The organism is Pantoea sp. CFSAN033090 (genome assembly GCF_001264395.1).
Lineage (GTDB): Bacteria > Pseudomonadota > Gammaproteobacteria > Enterobacterales > Enterobacteriaceae > Pantoea > Pantoea agglomerans.
Genome location: NZ_LGYX01000001.1, coordinates 117,057 through 135,168 on the forward strand (window position 1 = coordinate 117,057; position 18,112 = coordinate 135,168).

The 18,112-nt window shown below is 56.3% G+C and carries 18 protein-coding genes; 11 read left to right on the plus strand and 7 right to left on the minus strand.

Features of this window, described 5'->3' with window-relative positions; translation table 11 throughout:
- Positions 1 to 12 precede the first annotated feature (12 nt).
- From AFL22_RS23000 to AFL22_RS00620, 6 genes are all read left to right on the plus strand, one after another.
- Positions 13 to 138 (plus strand): GpE family phage tail protein, encoded by a 126-nt coding sequence (locus AFL22_RS23000; RefSeq protein WP_072123791.1) that lies wholly within the window; start codon positions 13 to 15, stop codon positions 136 to 138.
- Positions 128 to 2,590, plus strand: coding sequence for a phage tail tape measure protein (locus AFL22_RS00600; protein WP_052270575.1), 2,463 nt, complete (start codon positions 128 to 130; stop codon positions 2,588 to 2,590). The genes AFL22_RS23000 and AFL22_RS00600 overlap by 11 nt, the downstream gene beginning before the upstream one ends.
- Before the next feature lie 3 nt (positions 2,591 to 2,593).
- Positions 2,594 to 3,121, plus strand: a complete 528-nt coding sequence (locus AFL22_RS00605) for a phage tail protein (RefSeq protein ID WP_052270576.1) — start codon at positions 2,594 to 2,596, stop codon at positions 3,119 to 3,121.
- Positions 3,118 to 4,293 carry a phage late control D family protein gene (locus tag AFL22_RS00610; protein ID WP_052270577.1) on the plus strand — a complete coding sequence of 392 codons (1,176 nt, stop codon included), beginning with the start codon at positions 3,118 to 3,120 and terminating at the stop codon, positions 4,291 to 4,293. The genes AFL22_RS00605 and AFL22_RS00610 overlap by 4 nt, the downstream gene beginning before the upstream one ends.
- A gap of 78 nt (positions 4,294 to 4,371) precedes the next feature.
- Positions 4,372 to 4,587, plus strand: a complete 216-nt coding sequence (locus AFL22_RS23005; RefSeq protein ID WP_072123795.1) for an ogr/Delta-like zinc finger family protein — start codon at positions 4,372 to 4,374, stop codon at positions 4,585 to 4,587.
- Between the two features lie 106 nt (positions 4,588 to 4,693).
- Complete coding sequence (locus AFL22_RS00620; RefSeq protein WP_052270579.1) at positions 4,694 to 5,758, plus strand: tyrosine-type recombinase/integrase; 1,065 nt, start codon at positions 4,694 to 4,696, stop codon at positions 5,756 to 5,758.
- Between the two features lie 299 nt (positions 5,759 to 6,057).
- On the opposite strand, the gene AFL22_RS00625 is transcribed toward AFL22_RS00620, so the two are convergent.
- Genes AFL22_RS00625 through copC form a run of 3 tightly spaced genes read right to left on the minus strand, consistent with a single transcriptional unit; the run spans position 6,058 to position 7,692 of the window.
- Entirely contained in the window at positions 6,058 to 6,405 is a 348-nt protein-coding gene (locus AFL22_RS00625; RefSeq protein ID WP_010670792.1) for a YebY family protein, read from the minus strand.
- Positions 6,406 to 6,433: 28 nt separating this feature from the next.
- Complete coding sequence (gene copD / locus AFL22_RS00630; protein ID WP_082239083.1) at positions 6,434 to 7,309, minus strand: copper homeostasis membrane protein CopD; 876 nt, start codon at positions 7,307 to 7,309, stop codon at positions 6,434 to 6,436.
- Between the two features lie 5 nt (positions 7,310 to 7,314).
- A complete protein-coding gene (copC, locus tag AFL22_RS00635) occupies positions 7,315 to 7,692 on the minus strand; it encodes a copper homeostasis periplasmic binding protein CopC (protein ID WP_052270580.1) in 378 nt (125 codons plus the stop codon).
- A 151-nt stretch (positions 7,693 to 7,843) separates the two neighbouring features.
- Here copC and AFL22_RS00640 point away from each other — a divergent pair, with 151 nt between their 5' ends.
- Together AFL22_RS00640 and exoX are read left to right on the plus strand one after the other, a co-directional pair.
- Positions 7,844 to 8,077, plus strand: a complete 234-nt coding sequence (locus AFL22_RS00640) for a DNA polymerase III subunit theta (RefSeq protein ID WP_010258692.1) — start codon at positions 7,844 to 7,846, stop codon at positions 8,075 to 8,077.
- The gene (exoX, locus tag AFL22_RS00645; protein ID WP_022625523.1) at positions 8,074 to 8,745 is read left to right on the plus strand and encodes an exodeoxyribonuclease X; all 672 of its coding nucleotides are present in this window, start codon (positions 8,074 to 8,076) and stop codon (positions 8,743 to 8,745) included. The genes AFL22_RS00640 and exoX overlap by 4 nt, the downstream gene beginning before the upstream one ends.
- Here exoX and AFL22_RS00650 read toward each other — a convergent pair.
- Together AFL22_RS00650 and AFL22_RS00655 are read right to left on the minus strand one after the other, a co-directional pair.
- On the minus strand, positions 8,739 to 10,802 hold the full coding sequence (locus tag AFL22_RS00650) for a prolyl oligopeptidase family serine peptidase (RefSeq protein WP_052270581.1): 2,064 nt from the start codon (positions 10,800 to 10,802) through the stop codon (positions 8,739 to 8,741). The genes exoX and AFL22_RS00650 overlap by 7 nt on opposite strands.
- Before the next feature lie 126 nt (positions 10,803 to 10,928).
- Entirely contained in the window at positions 10,929 to 11,585 is a 657-nt protein-coding gene (locus AFL22_RS00655) for a DUF533 domain-containing protein (RefSeq protein WP_010258682.1), read from the minus strand.
- Positions 11,586 to 11,751: 166 nt separating this feature from the next.
- Between AFL22_RS00655 and purT the strand changes: the two genes are divergently transcribed.
- The gene (purT, locus tag AFL22_RS00660) at positions 11,752 to 12,930 is read left to right on the plus strand and encodes a formate-dependent phosphoribosylglycinamide formyltransferase (RefSeq protein ID WP_052270690.1); all 1,179 of its coding nucleotides are present in this window, start codon (positions 11,752 to 11,754) and stop codon (positions 12,928 to 12,930) included.
- A 34-nt stretch (positions 12,931 to 12,964) separates the two neighbouring features.
- Here the strand turns inward: purT and AFL22_RS00665 are convergent, their stop codons facing one another.
- Positions 12,965 to 13,603, minus strand: coding sequence for a bifunctional 4-hydroxy-2-oxoglutarate aldolase/2-dehydro-3-deoxy-phosphogluconate aldolase (locus tag AFL22_RS00665; protein WP_031591424.1), 639 nt, complete (start codon positions 13,601 to 13,603; stop codon positions 12,965 to 12,967).
- Positions 13,604 to 13,817: 214 nt separating this feature from the next.
- Positions 13,818 to 15,293 carry a glucose-6-phosphate dehydrogenase gene (zwf, locus tag AFL22_RS00670; RefSeq protein ID WP_010258671.1) on the minus strand — a complete coding sequence of 492 codons (1,476 nt, stop codon included), beginning with the start codon at positions 15,291 to 15,293 and terminating at the stop codon, positions 13,818 to 13,820.
- A gap of 364 nt (positions 15,294 to 15,657) precedes the next feature.
- On the opposite strand from zwf, the gene AFL22_RS00675 reads away from it, so the two are divergent.
- Complete coding sequence (locus AFL22_RS00675) at positions 15,658 to 16,536, plus strand: MurR/RpiR family transcriptional regulator (RefSeq protein WP_197276772.1); 879 nt, start codon at positions 15,658 to 15,660, stop codon at positions 16,534 to 16,536.
- A 107-nt stretch (positions 16,537 to 16,643) separates the two neighbouring features.
- Entirely contained in the window at positions 16,644 to 18,086 is a 1,443-nt protein-coding gene (pyk, locus tag AFL22_RS00680) for a pyruvate kinase (protein ID WP_052270582.1), read from the plus strand.
- Positions 18,087 to 18,112 lie beyond the last annotated feature (26 nt).

Here is an 18,112-nt window from a genome sequence, read left to right on the forward strand (position 1 = left end):
GTCAACGACCTGATGGCCGACATTGCCACGATATTTCACTGGCAACCTTCCGAGATGTACGACATGCCGCTGGCCGAGCTGATGGGCTGGCGGCATAAAGCCTTTATCCGCAGCGGAGCAACTACGGATGAGCAATAACCTCAAGGTTCAGGTGCTGCTGAATGCTGTAGACAAAGCCTCGCGCCCCTTCAAAGCCGTACAGACCGCTGCCAAAAATCTGTCATCTGACATACGCCAGACGCAGACGACGATTAAGGAGCTGGATGCACAGGCGGGGAAAATTGATGGCTTCCGCAAGGCCAGTGCGCAGCTGGCCGTCACGCAGCAGAGCCTCAAAGATGCAAAACAGGAGGTAGCGGCGCTGGCCGTGCAGTTTAAAAACACGGAGCGCCCGACAACACAGCAGGCCCGCGCACTGGAAAAGGCCCGCCAGGCAGCGTCGGAGCTGCAGACGAAGTCCAACAGCCTGCGCCTTTCGGTGCAGCAGCAGCGCGAGGCGCTTAACGCGGCGGGGATTTCCACTAAAACCCTGAGCAGCGAGCAGCAGCGCCTGAAATCCGCCTCAGCGCAGGCAACCGTCAGTCTGAGTCGGCAGAAAATGGAGCTGCAGCGGCTGAATGCGCAGCAGGAGCGGCTGAACCAGACCAGCGAACGCTATCGCAAAGGGCAGGAGCTGTCAGGCAAGGTGCGGAACATGGGCGCGGCCGGTATCGGTGCTGCCACGGTTGGCGGCATGGCAGCAACCTCGCTGCTGATGCCGGGGTTTGATTTTGCACAGAAAAATTCCGAGCTGCAGGCCGTGCTCGGCGTGGGGAAAGAATCGCCGGAAATGAAAGCCCTGCGTGCGCAGGCGCGTCAGCTGGGTGATACAACCGCCGCCTCTGCCGATGATGCCGCAGGCGCGCAAATCGTTATCGCCAAAGGCGGCGGTGATGCCACTGCCGTACAGGCCGTTACGCCGGTTACGCTCAACATGGCGCTGGCAAACAAGCGCACGATGGAGGAAAACGCCGGGCTGCTGATGGGGATGAAGTCAGCCTTCCAGCTTTCAAACGATAAGGTGGCACACATCGGCGACGTGCTGTCGATGACCATGAATAAAACGGCCGCTGACTTTGACGGGCTCAGCGACTCGCTGACCTACGTCGCCCCGGTAGCGAAAAACGCAGGTGTCAGCATCGAGCAGGCGGCGGCGATGGTCGGCGCTCTGCACGATGCCAAAATAACCGGCTCAATGGCCGGTACGGGAAGCCGCGCCGTACTGAGCAGGCTGCAGGCTCCTACCGGCGAATCATTCAAGGCTATCAAAGAGCTGGGGATTAAAACGGCAGACGGCAAAGGAAATACCCGCCCGATATTCACCATCCTGAAAGAAATGCAGGCGAGTTTTGATAGACACAAGCTGGGAACAGGTCAGCGCGCCGAGTATATGAAAACCATATTCGGCGAGGAGGCCAGCTCATCGGCCGCCGTGCTGATGACCGCCGCCTCAACCGGTAAGCTCGATCAGCTGACCGCCACGTTTAAAGCCTCTGATGGTAAAACGGCCGAGCTGGTCCAGGTCATGCAGGATAATCTCGGCGGCGACCTGAAAGAGCTGCAGTCTGCTTATGAGGCTATTGGCACCGATCTCTTTGATCAGAACGACGGCAGCCTGCGCGCACTTACCCAGGACACGGCGGCACTGCTGCTGACGGTTGATAACTGGATTAAAGCTAACCCTGCGCTGGCAGGCGGTATAGCAAAAGTGGTAATGGGCGGGCTGATGCTGGCCGGGGCGCTGGGCGCAATCGGGCTGGTAGCCTGGCCGTTAATTGCGGGCGTGAATACCCTGATTGCCGGTGCGGGGTTTCTCGGCACGGCATTCAGCATCGCTGGCGGAGCTATTACGGCCGCGCTCGGCGCTATCACGCTGCCGGTGGTGGCCGTTGTGGCGGCAATCGTGGCCGGGGCGCTACTGGTGCGCAAATACTGGGAGCCTATCAGCGCCTTTATAGCAGGCATGGCCGAAGGGTTTACCGCAGCGATGGGGCCGATCAGTGATTCCTTCGGTTCGCTGAAGCCGGTTTTTGAGTGGGTAGGCGGCAAGGTCAAAGAGCTGTGGGACTGGTTCGGCAAGCTGCTGGAGCCGGTGAAATCCACGCAGACCGAACTTGCCGCCGCCGGAGACATGGGTAAGAAGTTCGGCAACATGCTGGCTGAGGCGCTGAAAATCCCGAGCCACGCGCTCGATCAGCTTATGGGCGGCATCAACTGGGTGCTGGCTAAGCTCGGCATTATCGACACGAAATCCGATGGCCTCAAAGACAAAGTCCCGTCCCCGGATCCGGTAGCAACCGGAGGCGCGGGCGCAGATACCGGCGGGCTGCAATACAACATCGCCTATGGTGGCGCGCCTTACCGCCCGGTTTCAGCCCCGTCAGCCGGGGGCGGATTCACTGACCGCAGCCAGAATACTTATCAGTATGAAATCAACATGCATGAGGGTATGACCAAAGACGACGCAATGGCGCTGATGGCGCAGCACCAGGCAAAAGAGCAGCGCAACCGCCAGGCGCAGAACCGCAGCAAAATGGGCTGGGAGGATTAAACGATGATGATGATTTACGGCATGATGCCGTTTATGCGACAGACCCTGCCTTACGGGGATATGCAGCAGAATATCGACTACCGCTGGCCCACTAACAGCCGGTTCGGGCAGCGTCCGGCGGCGCAGTTTATCGGGCCGGGCGATGAAAAAATCACGCTATCCGGGGAGCTGCGCCCGGAAATCACAGGCGGCTCGGTGTCGCTGATGACCGTCCGCCTGATGGCCGACGAGGGGATGGCATGGCCGCTGATTGGCGGCAGCGGCATGATTTACGGCATGTACGTGATCGAGAGTATTTCTAACACCTTCAGCGAGTTTTACCCCAACGGGACGGCCAGTAAAATCATGTTTACTCTGAGCCTGAAGCGCGTTGATGAGTCGCTCACCTCGATGTTCGGCGATCTGAAGAAACAGGCTGACGGGCTTATCAGCGGATCTACGAATCTGCCAGGGCAGCTCACGTCAGCAATCGACGGCGTGAAGTCGGCGGCCGGTAGCCTGCTTTCTTCTGCAGGGGGGCTGTTCGGATGATCGGGATAAGCAGCCTGCCGGTGCAGGCAGGGGCGCAGCTGACGCCTGATTTCATGCTGAAGGTTAACTCTAAGGATGTCACAACCAACATCCGTGATCGCCTTATCTCGATGACGCTGACCGATAATCGCGGCTTTGAGGCTGACCAGCTGGACATTGAGCTGGACGACGCCGACGGCCAGCTGGCTATGCCGGTACGCGGCGCAGTGATAACGCTGTTTCTCGGCTGGAAAGGCCAGACGCTTTTCGGCAAAGGTAATTTCACGGTGGATGAGGTAGAGCACCACGGCGTGCCGGACACCATGACAATCCGCGCCCGCAGTGCTGATTTCCGTGGCTCGCTCAATTCCCGCCGGGAGGTGTCCTATCACGACACCACACTGGGGGAAGTCGTGACGCAGATAGCCGCGCGCAATAACTTAAAGCCCATGCTGGCTGATGGGTTCGCCGGAATTGCCGTGGCTCACATTGACCAGACGCAGGAGACTGACGCTAAATTCCTGACGCGGCTCGCCACGCTTTATGGCGCTGTTGCGGCAGTAAAGGCTGGGCGGCTTCTGTTTATCCGGCCCGGTAACGGCGTCACCGCCAGCGGCAAGCCAATCCCGCAGATGACGATTACGCGGCAGGATGGCGACCGGCACAGCTTCAGCGTTGCCGACCGTGGCGCATACACCGGCGTCTCGGCAAGCTGGCTGCATACCAAAGACCCTAAGCCTAAGAAAGTTAAGATAAAGCGCAAGCCGAAAGAAAAGCATCTGCGCGCGCTGGAGCACCCGGCGGCGAAGAAGAAAAAGGCGACCGCGACCAAGACGCCGGAGGCCAGAGAGGGTGATTATCTGGCTGGCACGGAAGACAACATATTCACCCTGACGACCGTGTATGCGACGAAAGCGGCCGCGATGCGGGCGGCTAAAGCGAAATGGGATAAGCTGCAGCGCGGCGTCGCTGAGTTCTCGCTCACGCTCGCAATGGGCCGCGCCGACCTGTACCCGGAGACGCCGGTCAGGGTGAGCGGCTTTAAATCAGTGATCGATGCGCAGCCGTGGATTATCAGTAAGGTGACGCATAGTCTGAGCGGCAGCGGGTATACAACCACGCTTGAGTTTGAAGTTCTGCTTTCAGATATTGAATATCAGTCAGAAACAGAGGGTGAAACGGAAACTGCTTAATTCGGGTGTAATTTGCAAAACACGATTTGCATATTCAAACTAAGTGGCTCTCCCCTGCCCTTTTTGAGGATATTGATGATGATGCACTGCCCTTTATGCCAGACAGCAGCCCACGCAAAAAGCAGCCGCTATGTTTCAAAAGAAACAAAAGAACGTTATCACCAGTGCCAGAATATTAATTGCAGCTGCACATTCAAAACGCACGAGACCGTGACTGGAATGATTGTCTCGCCTGGGCAAATCAATAAGGTGCCACTCTACACCAGCCAACAGCAAGCTTCCCTTCTGCATTAATTTAGCCCGCTTAGCGGGCTTTTTCATGTTTGAAAATCCATAATCAAACATTGAATACTGTTTTTTATATACAGTAATTTAATCCCCTTTTATCAAGGGGGACTGCATGGCAATAAGGAAATTAAATACAGGTAAGTGGCTCTGCGAGTGCTATCTCAATGGAAGGGATGGTAAACGAGTGAGACGACAGTTCAGGACCCGTGCCGAAGCCATTGCCTTTGAGCAATACACTCAGGACGAAATGAAGGCTAAACCCTGGCTGGCTGAGAAAGAGGATAACCGCAAGCTTAGCGAACTTATCGAGCTATGGTACAAACTGCACGGTTGCTCGCTAAGTGACAGAAAAGGCCGACTCGGCAAACTCAATATTATTTGCAATGGCATGGGGAACCCCATTGCTGCCTCTATCACTTCGAAGGATTGGGCACATTATCGGGATCGGCGTTTACAGGGCCTCATACAGAATGGATACAAAACCAGTGATAAATCGTTAAAGGTCTCACCGGGTACCATTAACTGTGAACATGCATTCCTTCGCGCTCTTTTCAATGAGCTGGAACGGCTTGGCGAAATCAGCTACCCCAACCCACTTAAAAATATACGGGAGTTTGATCAGCCAGAAAAAGAAATGGCATGGTTAACTGAAGCCCAGATACAAAAGCTGTTTGCTGCCTGCAAAGTTCACGATAACCCTGATCTGACGCTGATTATCAAAATCTGCCTTTCAACCGGGTGCCGGTGGAGTGAAGCCGCGAATCTTAAAGCCTCACAATTGTCTCCAAACAAAATCACCTTCATCAATACCAAAGGCAAAAAGAACCGCTCAGTACCCATCGATAACGCCCTGTATAACGAATTAAAAGACAAAGAAGGCCGTTTTTTTGCAGAGTGCTATCGCCAGTTTTATCGGGTCATTCGCCTGGCCGGCATTGAATTACCAGAAGGCCAGATGAGCCATGTACTGCGCCATAGCTTTGCCAGTCACTTTATGATGGCCGGGGGAAATATCATAGTACTGCAGCGTATTCTCGGGCATTCCGACATCAGGGTGACGATGCGTTATGCGCACTTCGCGCCCGACCATCTTGAGGATGCAATTCGTTGTAATCCGCTGGCGTTGATGGCGAAGAAAAGTGGCGACAAAGTGGCGACTCAGAGTCCAGCAGAGTAGAACAGAAGGTAACAGGGTTGGGCTTAAATGATTGATTATATTGTAAGTTACTGTTTTTAAATGCCAACCAAAAAAAGACCGAATACGATTCCTATATTCGGTCCAGGGAAATGGCTCTCAAGGAGCCGTGCGCTAAAAGTTGGCATTTATGAAGGCGATGTCGCCTTGCCATTTAACATTAGAACAGCACGGTGGAATTGCCAGCAAACGGGAGGCGCAGGACCATAAACCGGATCAGTTTGTGATCGCAACGGCAAAAAAGAGGGGTTGGGCGCAGCGCGGTGCTGCACCCGACAGGTTTATTTACCGCACAGCGCCTGGGTGCGCTCAACAATCGGCTGCAGACTCATCATCTGGCCCGGATGCGCTTTGTCTTCGGCCTGAATCACGCTGATCGGCTGCGCTTTCACCTGTTTGTTTTTGAACAGTGTGTCGGCGATATCGTTCAGGGGGTATGTCATCAGCGTGCTCGGATTGATGGCAAACATCGCACCATCTTTCTCGCAGGTCAGCATCACCTCTTCACGGTTAAACGGCCACTTCTCTTTACCGATCTCAAAGCGGCTGACGGTAATGATTTGTGCCGCCAGCGCCTGGCCGCATACGGATAACAACAGGATTGCGGGGATCACTTTCTTCAGCAACATAACTACCCTTTTCTCTCTTAAACCACATTCAGGCTGGCGACAGCGTGGCAAATACGCTGACCAGCCCAACCACTCCACACGCCAGCAGCAGTTCAAGCTGCGTCATGCGAATAAATTTTTGCTGCGTCCCGCTGCCCGCCAGGCGGAATCGCGGCACCAGCCAGTATCGGTTAATCAGCGCCACCAGCACCATCAGGGCAACCAGCAGCACTTTACACAGCAACAATACAATGTAGCGTGAATCGTGCCACGTCAGCGTCCAGCCCGCGATCATCACGCTGTTTATCAGGCCGCTCAGCAGCGTTAACGCCACCGCCAGATGACCATAGCGCGAAAAGCGCATCATGGTGCGGATAGCGTCGGTGCGGCGATCGATCTGGCGCGCCTCCCGCATCAACAGCAACAGAGGCAGTAATCCGCCCGTCCAGAACGCCGCGGCAATCAGATGCAGTGCATGATTGAGCTGCTGAAACAATCCCGGCCAGCCATCGCGCATCGCGGCATGACCAATCAGAGCCATGCAGGCCAGTTGCAGCACGCCCGCCAGCAGTAACACCTGCTGACGCAGCCGCCCGGTCAGTAACAAACCGGCAACGGCCAGCAGGCTAAACAGGATTTCCCACAGCCACACGCCACCGAAGTGCGTGCCAATCACCGCCAGCCAGATATCGACATCGGCCAGATTGGCGCTGTCGCCGCTCATCAACACATTCTGGCAGGCCAGCATCGCCAGCGCACTCAGCAGCGCCAGCCAGGCGCTCCCTTTCACCAGCGGGTTTAATCGTCGCGCCAGCAGGGGTCGATAGCGTCCGGGTGCCAGCAGCGCACTGTAACAGGCGCTGCCGGTCAGCAGCATCACGGCGGCAAAATGCAGCGCGCGTAACAGGATCCAGAGGGTGGTCACCGGCGTTACTTCACGCTAAAGCGATAGCTTCCTGCGGTTTTATGCCCATCCACCGACAGCACATGCCAGTTAACCTGATAGCTGCCCGCTTGCAGCGGCTGAGACAGGCCCACAATCAGCCGGTTTTTCTGGCCAGATTCAACGCGGGCTTTAGCGGTGGCGACAGGCTTCTGTTTACTATCCAGCAGCGTGACGCCGCTGAATGCCGCTTCAATATCTTCACTGAAGTTCAGCGTCAGCGCATCGGTGGATGTCGTTACCTGCGCTTTGGCCGCAGGGATAGAAGACTGGAGATGCGCATGCGCCGCTGCCAGCGAACTGAATGTCATCAGTCCGGCTGCCGCCAGCGCAATAACCATGCGGGAAATCAGTTTTTTATGCATAAGATCATCCTTTTAACCGCCGCCAGGGCGATAAACGTGGCAAAAGGATACGCTGCTGTATTTGCACTGTCGAGGCCAGCGATGCGATCCTTTATCCTTGATTCAGACCGCCGAAAACATTACTTTTGCCCGCTATCGTCAGGAGAATATTATGAGCCATAACCTTGCCCTGCTGTCCCAGGAAGAGAAAGACAAAATTAATGTCGATTTGGCGGCAGCGGGTGTGGCGTTTAAAGAGCGCTATAACATGCCGATCGTCGCCGAAATGGTGGCGCAGGAGCAGCCCGAAGCGCTGCGTGACTGGTTTCGTCAGCGTCTGATGCATTACCGCCAGGCGTCGCTCAGCCTGTCGCGCCTTCCTTATGAACCGAAGATGAAGCAATGATATTTCGCGTTATTGATACCGAAACCTGCGGTCTGCAGGGTGGCGTAGTCGAAGTGGCGTCCGTGGATGTGGTCAACGGTCAGATTGTGAATCCGATGAGCGATCTCACCCTGCCCGATCGCCCTATCAGCCGTCAGGCGATGGCCGTGCATCGCATCACCGAAGCGATGGTCGCCGGTAAGCCGACCATTGAAGAGGCGATCCCGCGCTATCACGGCAGTGCTTTTTACGTGGCGCACAACGCCAGCTTTGATCGCCGGATGCTGCCGGAGATGTACGGAGAGTGGATCTGCACCATGCAGCTGGCGCGTCAGCTCTGGCCGGGCATTAAATATGGCAATCAGGCACTGCGTCATTCGCTGAAGCTGGATGTCACGCCGCCCGCCGACCTGCATGCCCACCGCGCGCTCTATGATTGCTATGTTACGGCGGCGCTGCTGATTCGTATTATGGAGACCTCCGGCTGGAGTGCCTCCGAGATGATTGTGCGGTCACAACCGGCAGCCCAGCGCGACGACGTTCTGCCCTTTGGCAAATACCGCGGCCAGGCGATCGCGGTGGTCGCGCGCAAGGATCCGGGCTATCTGAAGTGGATGCTGGATAACGTCAGCGATCTGCGCCCGCCATTGCGGCAGGCGCTGCGTAAGTACCTGACCGAATCTCAGTAATACTGGGCTGGCGGTAAGGTGCCCTGCGCCAGCCCCAGCAGGAAGGTGTATTCCATCGCGATCCCTTCATAGGCTTTGTAGCGCCCCGACTTGCCGCCGTGACCCGCATCCATGTCGGTGCAGAGCAGCAGCAGGTTATTGTCGGTTTTCATCGATCTCAGCTTCGCCACCCACTTGGCTGGTTCCCAGTATTGCACCTGCGAATCATGCAGGCCGGTGGTGACCAGCAGGTGGGGATAGGCTTTCGCCTCGATGTTGTCATAAGGGCTGTACTGGCGGATATAACGGTAGTACTCAGGATCATTAGGGTTGCCCCACTCGTCATACTCGCCAGTGGTCAGCGGAATCGACTCATCCAGCATCGTGGTCACCACATCCACAAACGGCACCTGGGCAACCACGCCGTGGAACCGCTGCGGTGCCAGGTTAATTACTCCGCCCATGAGCAAGCCACCCGCGCTGCCACCCATGGCATAGAGTCGTTCCGGGTGTCCGATGCCACGCGCCACCAGCGCGTTAGTGACATCGATAAAATCGGTGAAGCTGTTCATTTTGTTCAGCAGGCGACCGCCGTCATACCATTGCTGCCCCAGCTCACCGCCGCCGCGCACCTGTATCAGCGCATAGACAAATCCGCGATCCAGCAGGCTCAGGCGGCTGACGCTGAAATCGGCATCCATACTGCTGCCGTAGGCACCGTAGCCATACACCAGCATCGGATTCTGACCGGGCTGATAGTGTTTGCGGTGATAGACCAGCGATACCGGCACTTCGGTGCCATCGCTGACTTTGATCCAGTGATGTTCGCTTTTGTAATCTTCCGCGTTAAAGCCTTTCACCGCGCTCTGCTTCAGGATGCGGCGTTCGCCGGTATCCATATCCAGTTCAAACAGCGTGGTCGGCGTGGTCATCGATGAATATCCGTAGCGCAGTTTGCTGGTACGCGGCGTCGGATTGTAGGCCAGCCAGGTCACATAGGTCGGGTCGTCAAAGGCGATGCCGCTGGTTTCACCGCTGGCCCAGTTGATCTGCCGCAGGCTGGTTAAGCCGCGCTGGCGCTCCTCGACCACCAGCCAGTCCCGAAACAGCTGAAAATCTTCCATCACTACCTGTTCACGTGCCGGGATCAGGGTTTCCCAGCGTGACTCGTCCAGATAGCGGCTGCGGTAAAGCCCGAAGTTTTCGCCTTCCCGGTTGGATCGAATGAAGAACTGATGATCGTAGTGGTCGATGCTGTACTCATGATCGCGGCGGCGCGGCAGAAACACATGCGGCTGCGCGTCGGGGAAGTTCGCATCAATCAGCTGAATTTCGCTGGTGTTGGTGCTGTAGAGGGCAATCATGATGAACTGCTTGGAGGTGGTCTTATGTACGCTGAGATGATAAGTGTCATCCTGCTCTTCATAGACCAGCTGATCGTCGAACTGCGGCGTGCCCAGTTCGTGTCGCCATACCTGATAAGAAAGCAGCGTCTGCGGGTGTTTTCGCACATAGTAGAGGGTGCGCGAATCATTACCCCACGCGAAGCTGGAAGAGGCGTTGCTCAGCACTTCAGGGTACCAGCTGCCACTCTTCAGGTTACGGAAGCGGATGCCATATTGCCGGCGAGACAGGAAATCTTCAGCCAGCGCCATGACCCGGTTATCCGGACTGATATGCAGCGCGCCCATGGTATAGAAATCACTGTGCGAGGCGCGCTGGTTGGCATCCAGCAGCAGGCTCCACTCGCCAGACTCATCGCTCGCGGCGGGCTGGCGGTAATAGGCCGGGTATTCGTTACCGCTCTGGTAGCGGCTCTGATAACGGTAGCCATTTTTCACATAGGGCACTGAGTGATCTTCAGGCGGCAGCCGATCGATAATCTCTTTTAATACCCGGTCCTGCAGTGGCTGCTGTGACGACATGATTTTTTTGCCGTAGTTGTTTTCGGCACGCAGGTAATCAAGGACCTCGCTGTTTTCGCGCTTGTCGTCGCGCAGCCAGTAGTAGTCGTCAACGCGCGTCTCGCCGTGCAGCGTCATCTCATGGGGTATTTTTTTTGCGATGGGTGCTTTCATCCATCCGTCTCCGTGAACGTAATGATCTGTAAGCGTAACACTTCAGCAGCGGGAAGCCAGGTATAGGTTGAGAAGCAGCCGCTGGCGGATCACATCCTGTGACCCGCCAGCGGAATATCAGAGGGATTAACTGGCGGGTAAACGGGCTTTCTCAGCCTCAAGATCCTGCTGGATGCCGTCGCGAACATCCTGGGGGATTTTCAGCGCGTCGCCCAGCGCGGAGAGATAGCTGCGCTCCATGAAGTGATCAACGTCGATGGCGGCACAGCTCAGGAAGTAGAGCTCAAGCGCCTCCTCCTCGTTTTTCACATCGGCGGCCAGCCACTGCGGATCCAGCGGGCGGTTCATCGCTTTCTGGATCAGCTGTTCCGCTTCCTGACCGTAACCGGACTGATGAATATTCTGCTCAATGGCTGCCCGTTCCTGATCGTCAATGTGCCCGTCGCTTTTGGCGGCAAACACCAGCGCCGTCACCAGACGTTCGGCCCGCAGGTTAACCGGCGTCTGCGCCACGCCAAAGTCAGGTTCATTCTGGTGCGCTTCGCTGACCCGCTGCTTGTATTTGTTCCATAACACCGCGCCCGCAGCCGCACCGCCACCGATAATCAGCGCCTTGCCGCCATATTTTGTCAGCAGTTTTCGCGACGATTTACTGGCAATCAGCATACCGGCCAGGCCGCCCAGCGCACCCGGCGCCAGCATGTCGCTTAAGCCGCCGCCCGATTTGCCCTCACCGCCCTTCTTCGTCAGTACCGACTGAATTTGTTGCAACCAGTTATTCATCATCCACTCCTTTTAAGATGTCAGTCCGCTATCCTGACGAAAAGGATGTCAGGAAACGTCAGAGCGGGAAAAGTAAGGCAAAAGGTCGTGTCAGATGGACGAAAGATGAGAACGCAAACGTTTTCGTTTATACTTGCGCGCGAATTTTGACTGCTTAGGTGAAGAAATGACGACTCTCGGAACAGCGCTGCGTCCGGCAGCAACGCGTGTGATGCTATTGGGTTCAGGTGAACTGGGTAAAGAGGTGGCGCTGGAGTGTCAGCGTCTGGGTGTGGAAGTGATTGCGGTTGATCGTTACGCCGATGCCCCGGCGATGCACGTCGCCCATCGCAGCCATGTGATTAACATGCTGGATGGCGCGGCACTGGCTGCGCTGATTGCTGAAGAGAAGCCTGATTTTGTCGTACCGGAAATCGAAGCTATCGCCACGGAGACACTGGTTGAGCTGGAGCAGCAAGGCCAGCGCGTGGTACCGACTGCCCGTGCCGCGCGGCTGACCATGAACCGCGAAGGCATTCGTCGGCTGGCGGCTGAAGAGCTCTCTCTGCCGACCTCCCGCTATCACTTTGCCGATAGCAAGGCGCGCTTTGATGAGGCGGCTACCGAAATCGGCTTTCCCTGCATTGTGAAGCCGGTGATGAGTTCATCCGGCAAAGGCCAGAGCTTTATCCGCGATGCCAGCCAGCTCGATAACGCCTGGGACTATGCGCAACAGGGTGGCCGCGCGGGTGCCGGACGCGTCATTGTCGAAGGGGTTGTCGACTTCGATTTCGAGATCACCCTGCTGACCATCAGTGCAGTCGATGGCATTCATTTCTGTGCGCCGATTGGTCACCGTCAGGAGGATGGCGATTACCGTGAATCCTGGCAGCCGCAGCAGATGAGTGATGTGGCGCTGCAACGGGCGCAGGATGTTGCCGCGCAGGTGGTTAAGGCGCTGGGTGGCTATGGTTTGTTTGGCGTTGAGCTGTTTGTCTGCGGTGATGAGGTGGTATTCAGCGAAGTTTCGCCGCGTCCTCACGACACCGGCATGGTGACGCTGATTTCGCAGGATCTGTCAGAGTTTGCGCTGCACGTGCGGGCGTTTCTCGGTCTGCCGATTGGCGCGATTCGCCAGTATGGTCCGTCAGCGTCCGCCGTTATTCTGCCGCAACTCACCAGCCAGAATGTGCAGTTTGTGAATGTCGAAGCGGCGCTGGGTGCCGGTCTGCAACTGCGCCTGTTCGGCAAGCCGGAAATCAGCGGTCAGCGTCGTCTGGGCGTGGCGCTCGCCAGCGGTGACAGCACCGATCAGGCGATTGCGCGTGCCGTTGCCAGCGCAGCAGCGGTCACGGTTCAGGGATAAACGTGTGCGGTGAGCAGACGCTCACCGCCATAACTTACTTCGCGCCTTCAACAGCTTCGCGTGCCAGGCGGGTGATGCGATCCCAGTCGCCCGCTTCCAGCGCGTCGTTGGGCACCAGCCAGGAACCGCCGATGCACAGCACGCTTTTCAGCGCCAGATAGTCACGGTAGTTCGCCGGAGAGATGCCGCCGGTCGGGCAGAATCGCACCTGTGGGAAGGGTCCGCCAATCGCCTGCAGCGCTTTAACGCCGCCGTTCGCTTCTGCCGGGAAAAACTTGAACTCGCGCAGACCGTAGTCCATACCGGTCATTAACTCAGAAACGGTGCTGATGCCGGGAATCAACGGCACCGGCCCTTCAACGGCCGCTCTCAGCAGCGACTCGGTGACGCCAGGGCTGATCACAAACTGCGCACCGGCATCGGTCACTTCCTGTAACTGCTGCGGATTAATCACCGTTCCCGCACCAACGATCGCATCCGGCACTTCTTTGATCATCGCACGTAAAGCGTCCATCGCCACTGGCGTGCGCAGCGTCACTTCCAGCACTCTGACACCGCCTGCCACCAGCGCTTTTGCCATCGGCACGGCGTGTTCCAGTTTGTTCACAACGATGACCGGCACGACAGGTCCGGTGGTCAGAATCTGTTCTGCACTCGTTTTCCAGTTTTTCATCAGTTCCCCTTGCTTGATAACACCGGGATTGCGACCCGGTCATGGAGCATCGGCTCCTGCCCTGTAAATTGCGTCACTACCATACATGATCAGCTTCCTGAGCGTCTATCATCCTGCGACCATTTTGAAACGGCAGTTCAATTTTATTCGTGTTGGCTGGCCCGGATTAAGGGCGAAAAAAAAGCCCGCGTTGCGGGCTTCATCATCACTTTCGTTATTCGAACTCGTTCCACGAGCGGCCATCGCGGGTAATCATCGCCACTGAGGCCACCGGGCCCCAGGTGCCCGCCTGATACGGCTTGGAAGAGTCGCCATCCGCAGCCCAGGCGTCGATAATGGAATCGACATAGGTCCACGCGGCTTCCACTTCATCGCGGCGCACAAACAGCGCCTGGATACCGCGCATGCTCTCCAGCAGCAGACGCTCGTAAGCATCGGCAAGGTGCGACTGGTTAAAGGTCTCGGAATAGCTCAGATCCAGCTTGGTGGTCTGCAGTTTGTGCTTGTGATCGAGGCCCGGCACTTTGTTCAGGATCTCAATATCCACCCCTTCGTCTGGCTGCAGACGAATCGTCAGCTTGTTCTGCGGCAGCTCGGAGTAGGAGTCTTTAAACAGGTTCATTTCCGGGTTTTTGAAGTAGACCACGACTTCTGAACACTTGGTCGGCAAACGCTTACCGGTGCGCAGGTAGAACGGCACGCCCGCCCAGCGCCAGTTGTCGATATCGACACGTATTGCCACGAAGGTCTCTGTGGCGCTCGACTTATTGGCACCCTCTTCTTCCAGGTAGCCTGGCACTTTTTTGCCCTGCACAAAGCCAGCGGTGTACTGGCCGCGAACGGTTTTCTCACGCACGTTGGTCTGATCGATGCGGCGCAGCGAGCGCAGCACTTTAACTTTTTCGTCACGGATGCTGTCGGCGCTGAGATCGGACGGCGGCGACATGGCGATCATGGTCAGAATCTGCAGCAGGTGGTTCTGGATCATGTCGCGCATCTGGCCCGCTTTATCGAAGTAACCCCAGCGGCCTTCGATACCCACTTCTTCGGCCACGGTAATCTGGACGTGGTCGATGGTGCGGTTATCCCAGTTATTCACGAAGATAGAGTTAGCAAAGCGCAGCGCCAGCAGGTTAAGCACGGTCTCTTTGCCAAGATAGTGGTCAATACGGAACACCTGGCTCTCATCAAAGTACTCACCAACGCTGTCGTTGATCTCCTGCGAGGTTTCCAGTGAGGTGCCCAGCGGCTTCTCCATCACTACGCGCGCCGGTTTAGCATTCAGCTTCGCGGTGCCCAGACCCTGACAGATGGCGCCAAAGGTGCTGGGTGGCATGGCGAAGTAGTTGATGGTGGTGCGATTTTTCTGGTCCAGCATCTTGCCCAGTTTCGGGAAGTGCGTGGTGTCGTTGACATCGAGGTTGCAGAAGTCGAGACGATTGCTGAGTTTGTCCCACAGCGCTTCGTCAATCTTCTCCTTCATGAAGGTTTCCAGCGCTTCACGTACCACTTTGGTGTATTCCGCTTTATCCCACTCGGCACGGCCGACACCAATAATGCGGGTTTCCTCGTGGATCTGCCCCGCTTTCTCTAACTGGTACAGTGAAGGCAACAGTTTACGGCGTGCAAGATCGCCTTTGGCACCGAAAATCACCAGATCGCATGCCTGGGCTGTTTGTGTTACCGCCATTTTCCTCTCCTCGTTGCAGGATAGTCCGGTGGTGATGCATCCTCTGCCACCGGGTCCAGGTTATTATTTTCTTTGAGCACAATGTACTTTTTTCCCCGCGCCAGGTAAACCGACTCGCCGGGTCAACCGCATTAACTCTGTACCGGATGTGCTAAGCGCGTGTGATGACACGTGCGTATTGCCGGTTTTTTCTGTGTCTGTTGGTGTCAGGAAAATCAGGCACCGGTCAAAGTATCCCAAAAAAAAGGGCAATCGACTTGTCCGCCGTTGCGCCTGGCAGGTGCTGACACGATATAGTCTCTGTTAATCGACTCTGACGACAGGGATAATTGAAATTGGTAAAAGTGATTATGGTCATCGGCTTATGAATATGCTGGAAAAAATTGAGGCGCAGTTCGCCGCGCTCAGCAATGCGGAACAGAAAGTCGCCCGGCAGATTCTGGCTGCGCCGCAGGCGGCGATGCACTCCAGCATTGCGACCCTGGCGCGCGAAGCGTGCGTCAGCGAACCCACGGTGAATCGCTTCTGTCATCGACTGGGCGCGCGCGGCTTTCCCGACTTTAAGCTGCAACTGGCGCAGAGCCTGGTGAAAAGCAGCAACTGGGTCAGCCGGGGCGTGGAGGACGATGACAGTGTGGTGAACTACAGCCACAAAATCTTTGACTCGGCGCTGGCAGGGCTGCAGCGAGTGCGGGATCAACTGGATAGCGCCCAACTGCAGCAGGCCGTCACCCTGATTACTCAGGCTGACAAACTTGCCTTTTTCGGGCTGGGGGCTTCCGCTGTGGTGGCGCATGACGCCTTTACCAAATTTCTGCGCTTTAATCTGCCGGTCATCTGGTCAGACGATATTGTGATCCAGCGCATGAGTTGCATAAATAGTCGAGCCGGTGACGTTTTTGTTCTCATTTCGCATACTGGACGCACAAAAAATATGGTAGAACTGGCTCGCCTGGCCCGTGTAAACGGTTCCACCGTTATAGCCATCACCTCTGCCGATTCTCCCCTTGCCCATGAAGCAGCGATAGCTTTAGTGCTTGATGTACCGGAAGATACGGATATCTATTTGCCGATGGTATCGCGCCTGGCGCAGTTGACCGTGATCGATGTGTTGGCGACCGGTTTTACCCTGGAACGGGGTGCGCCCTTCCGGGAAAACCTGAAACGCGTGAAAGAGGCGTTGAAAGCGTCGCGTTACGAAAAGCACACCATTCGGGAAAAGGATGATCAGCAAAAAAATTAACATCACATTTACAATGTGAGTCGTATCACAACCCGTCGATCATATAGAATAGATAACCATGCTGTGTCCACAGACCAGGGCACGCTTAAATGTTTACGGAGTCCTCGATGTCAAGACGTCTCAGAAGAACCAAAATCGTTACAACCCTCGGCCCGGCCACCGATCGTGATAATAATTTAGAAAGAATCATCGCTGCCGGCGCGAACGTTGTACGACTCAACTTCTCTCACGGCACGCCAGAAGATCACCAGCTACGTGCCGATAAAGTGCGCGAGATTGCCGCAAAACTGGGTCGCCACGTGGCCATCCTCGGTGACCTCCAGGGTCCAAAAATTCGTGTTTCAACCTTCAAAGAAGGCAAAGTTTTCCTGAATATCGGCGACCGCTTCCTGCTGGATGCCAATCTGGGTAAAGGCGAAGGCGATAAAGAACGCGTCGGTATCGACTACAAAGGCCTGCCGGCAGATGTGGTGCCGGGCGATATCCTGCTGCTGGATGATGGTCGCGTGCAGCTGAAAGTGCTGGAAGTTCAGGACATGAAAGTGTTCACAGAAGTCACCGTGGGTGGCCCGCTGTCGAACAACAAAGGCATTAACAAACTGGGCGGCGGACTCTCAGCTGAAGCGCTGACCGAAAAAGATAAAGCGGATATCATCACTGCCGCCAAAATCCGCGTCGACTATCTGGCCGTCTCTTTCCCACGCTGTGGTGAAGATATGAATCTGGCACGTCGTCTGGCGCGCGAAGCGGGTTGTGACGCCAAACTGGTCGCAAAAGTGGAACGTGCTGAAGCGGTCGCCAGCCAGGAAGCGATGGATGACATCATTCTGGCCTCTGATGTGGTGATGGTGGCGCGTGGCGATCTGGGCGTTGAGATTGGCGATCCGGAACTGGTCGGCATTCAGAAAGCATTGATTCGTCGTGCCCGCCAGCTTAACCGCACCATCATTACCGCGACGCAGATGATGGAGTCGATGATCACTAACCCGATGCCGACCCGCGCAGAAGTGATGGACGTGGCGAACGCCGTGCTGGATGGCACCGATGCCGTGATGCTCTCTGCGGAAACCGCAGCGGGTCAGTATCCGGCTGAAACTGTCTCCGCGATGGCGAAGGTCTGCCTGGGCGCGGAGAAGATCCCGAGCGTCAACGTCTCCAAGCATCGTCTGGACGTGCAGTTCGACAATGTCGAAGAAGCGATTGCTATGTCATCCATGTACGCAGCGAACCACCTGCAGGGCGTTACCGCGATCATCACCATGACCGAGTCGGGCCGTACCCCGCTGATGACCTCACGTATCACCTCAGGCCTGCCGATTTTTGCCATGTCACGCCATGAACGCACACTGAATCTCACCGCGCTCTATCGCGGCGTAACGCCGGTGTTCTTCGACAGCAATAACGACGGTGTGGCTGCTGCACACGATGCGGTTAACCTGCTGCGCGACAAAGGCTTCCTGGTCTCTGGCGATCTGGTCATTGTAACGCAGGGCGATGTGATGGGCGCCACTGGCACCACCAATACCACACGTGTGCTGCGCGTGGATTAATTGAGCCCGGGTTTACAATGTCGGTG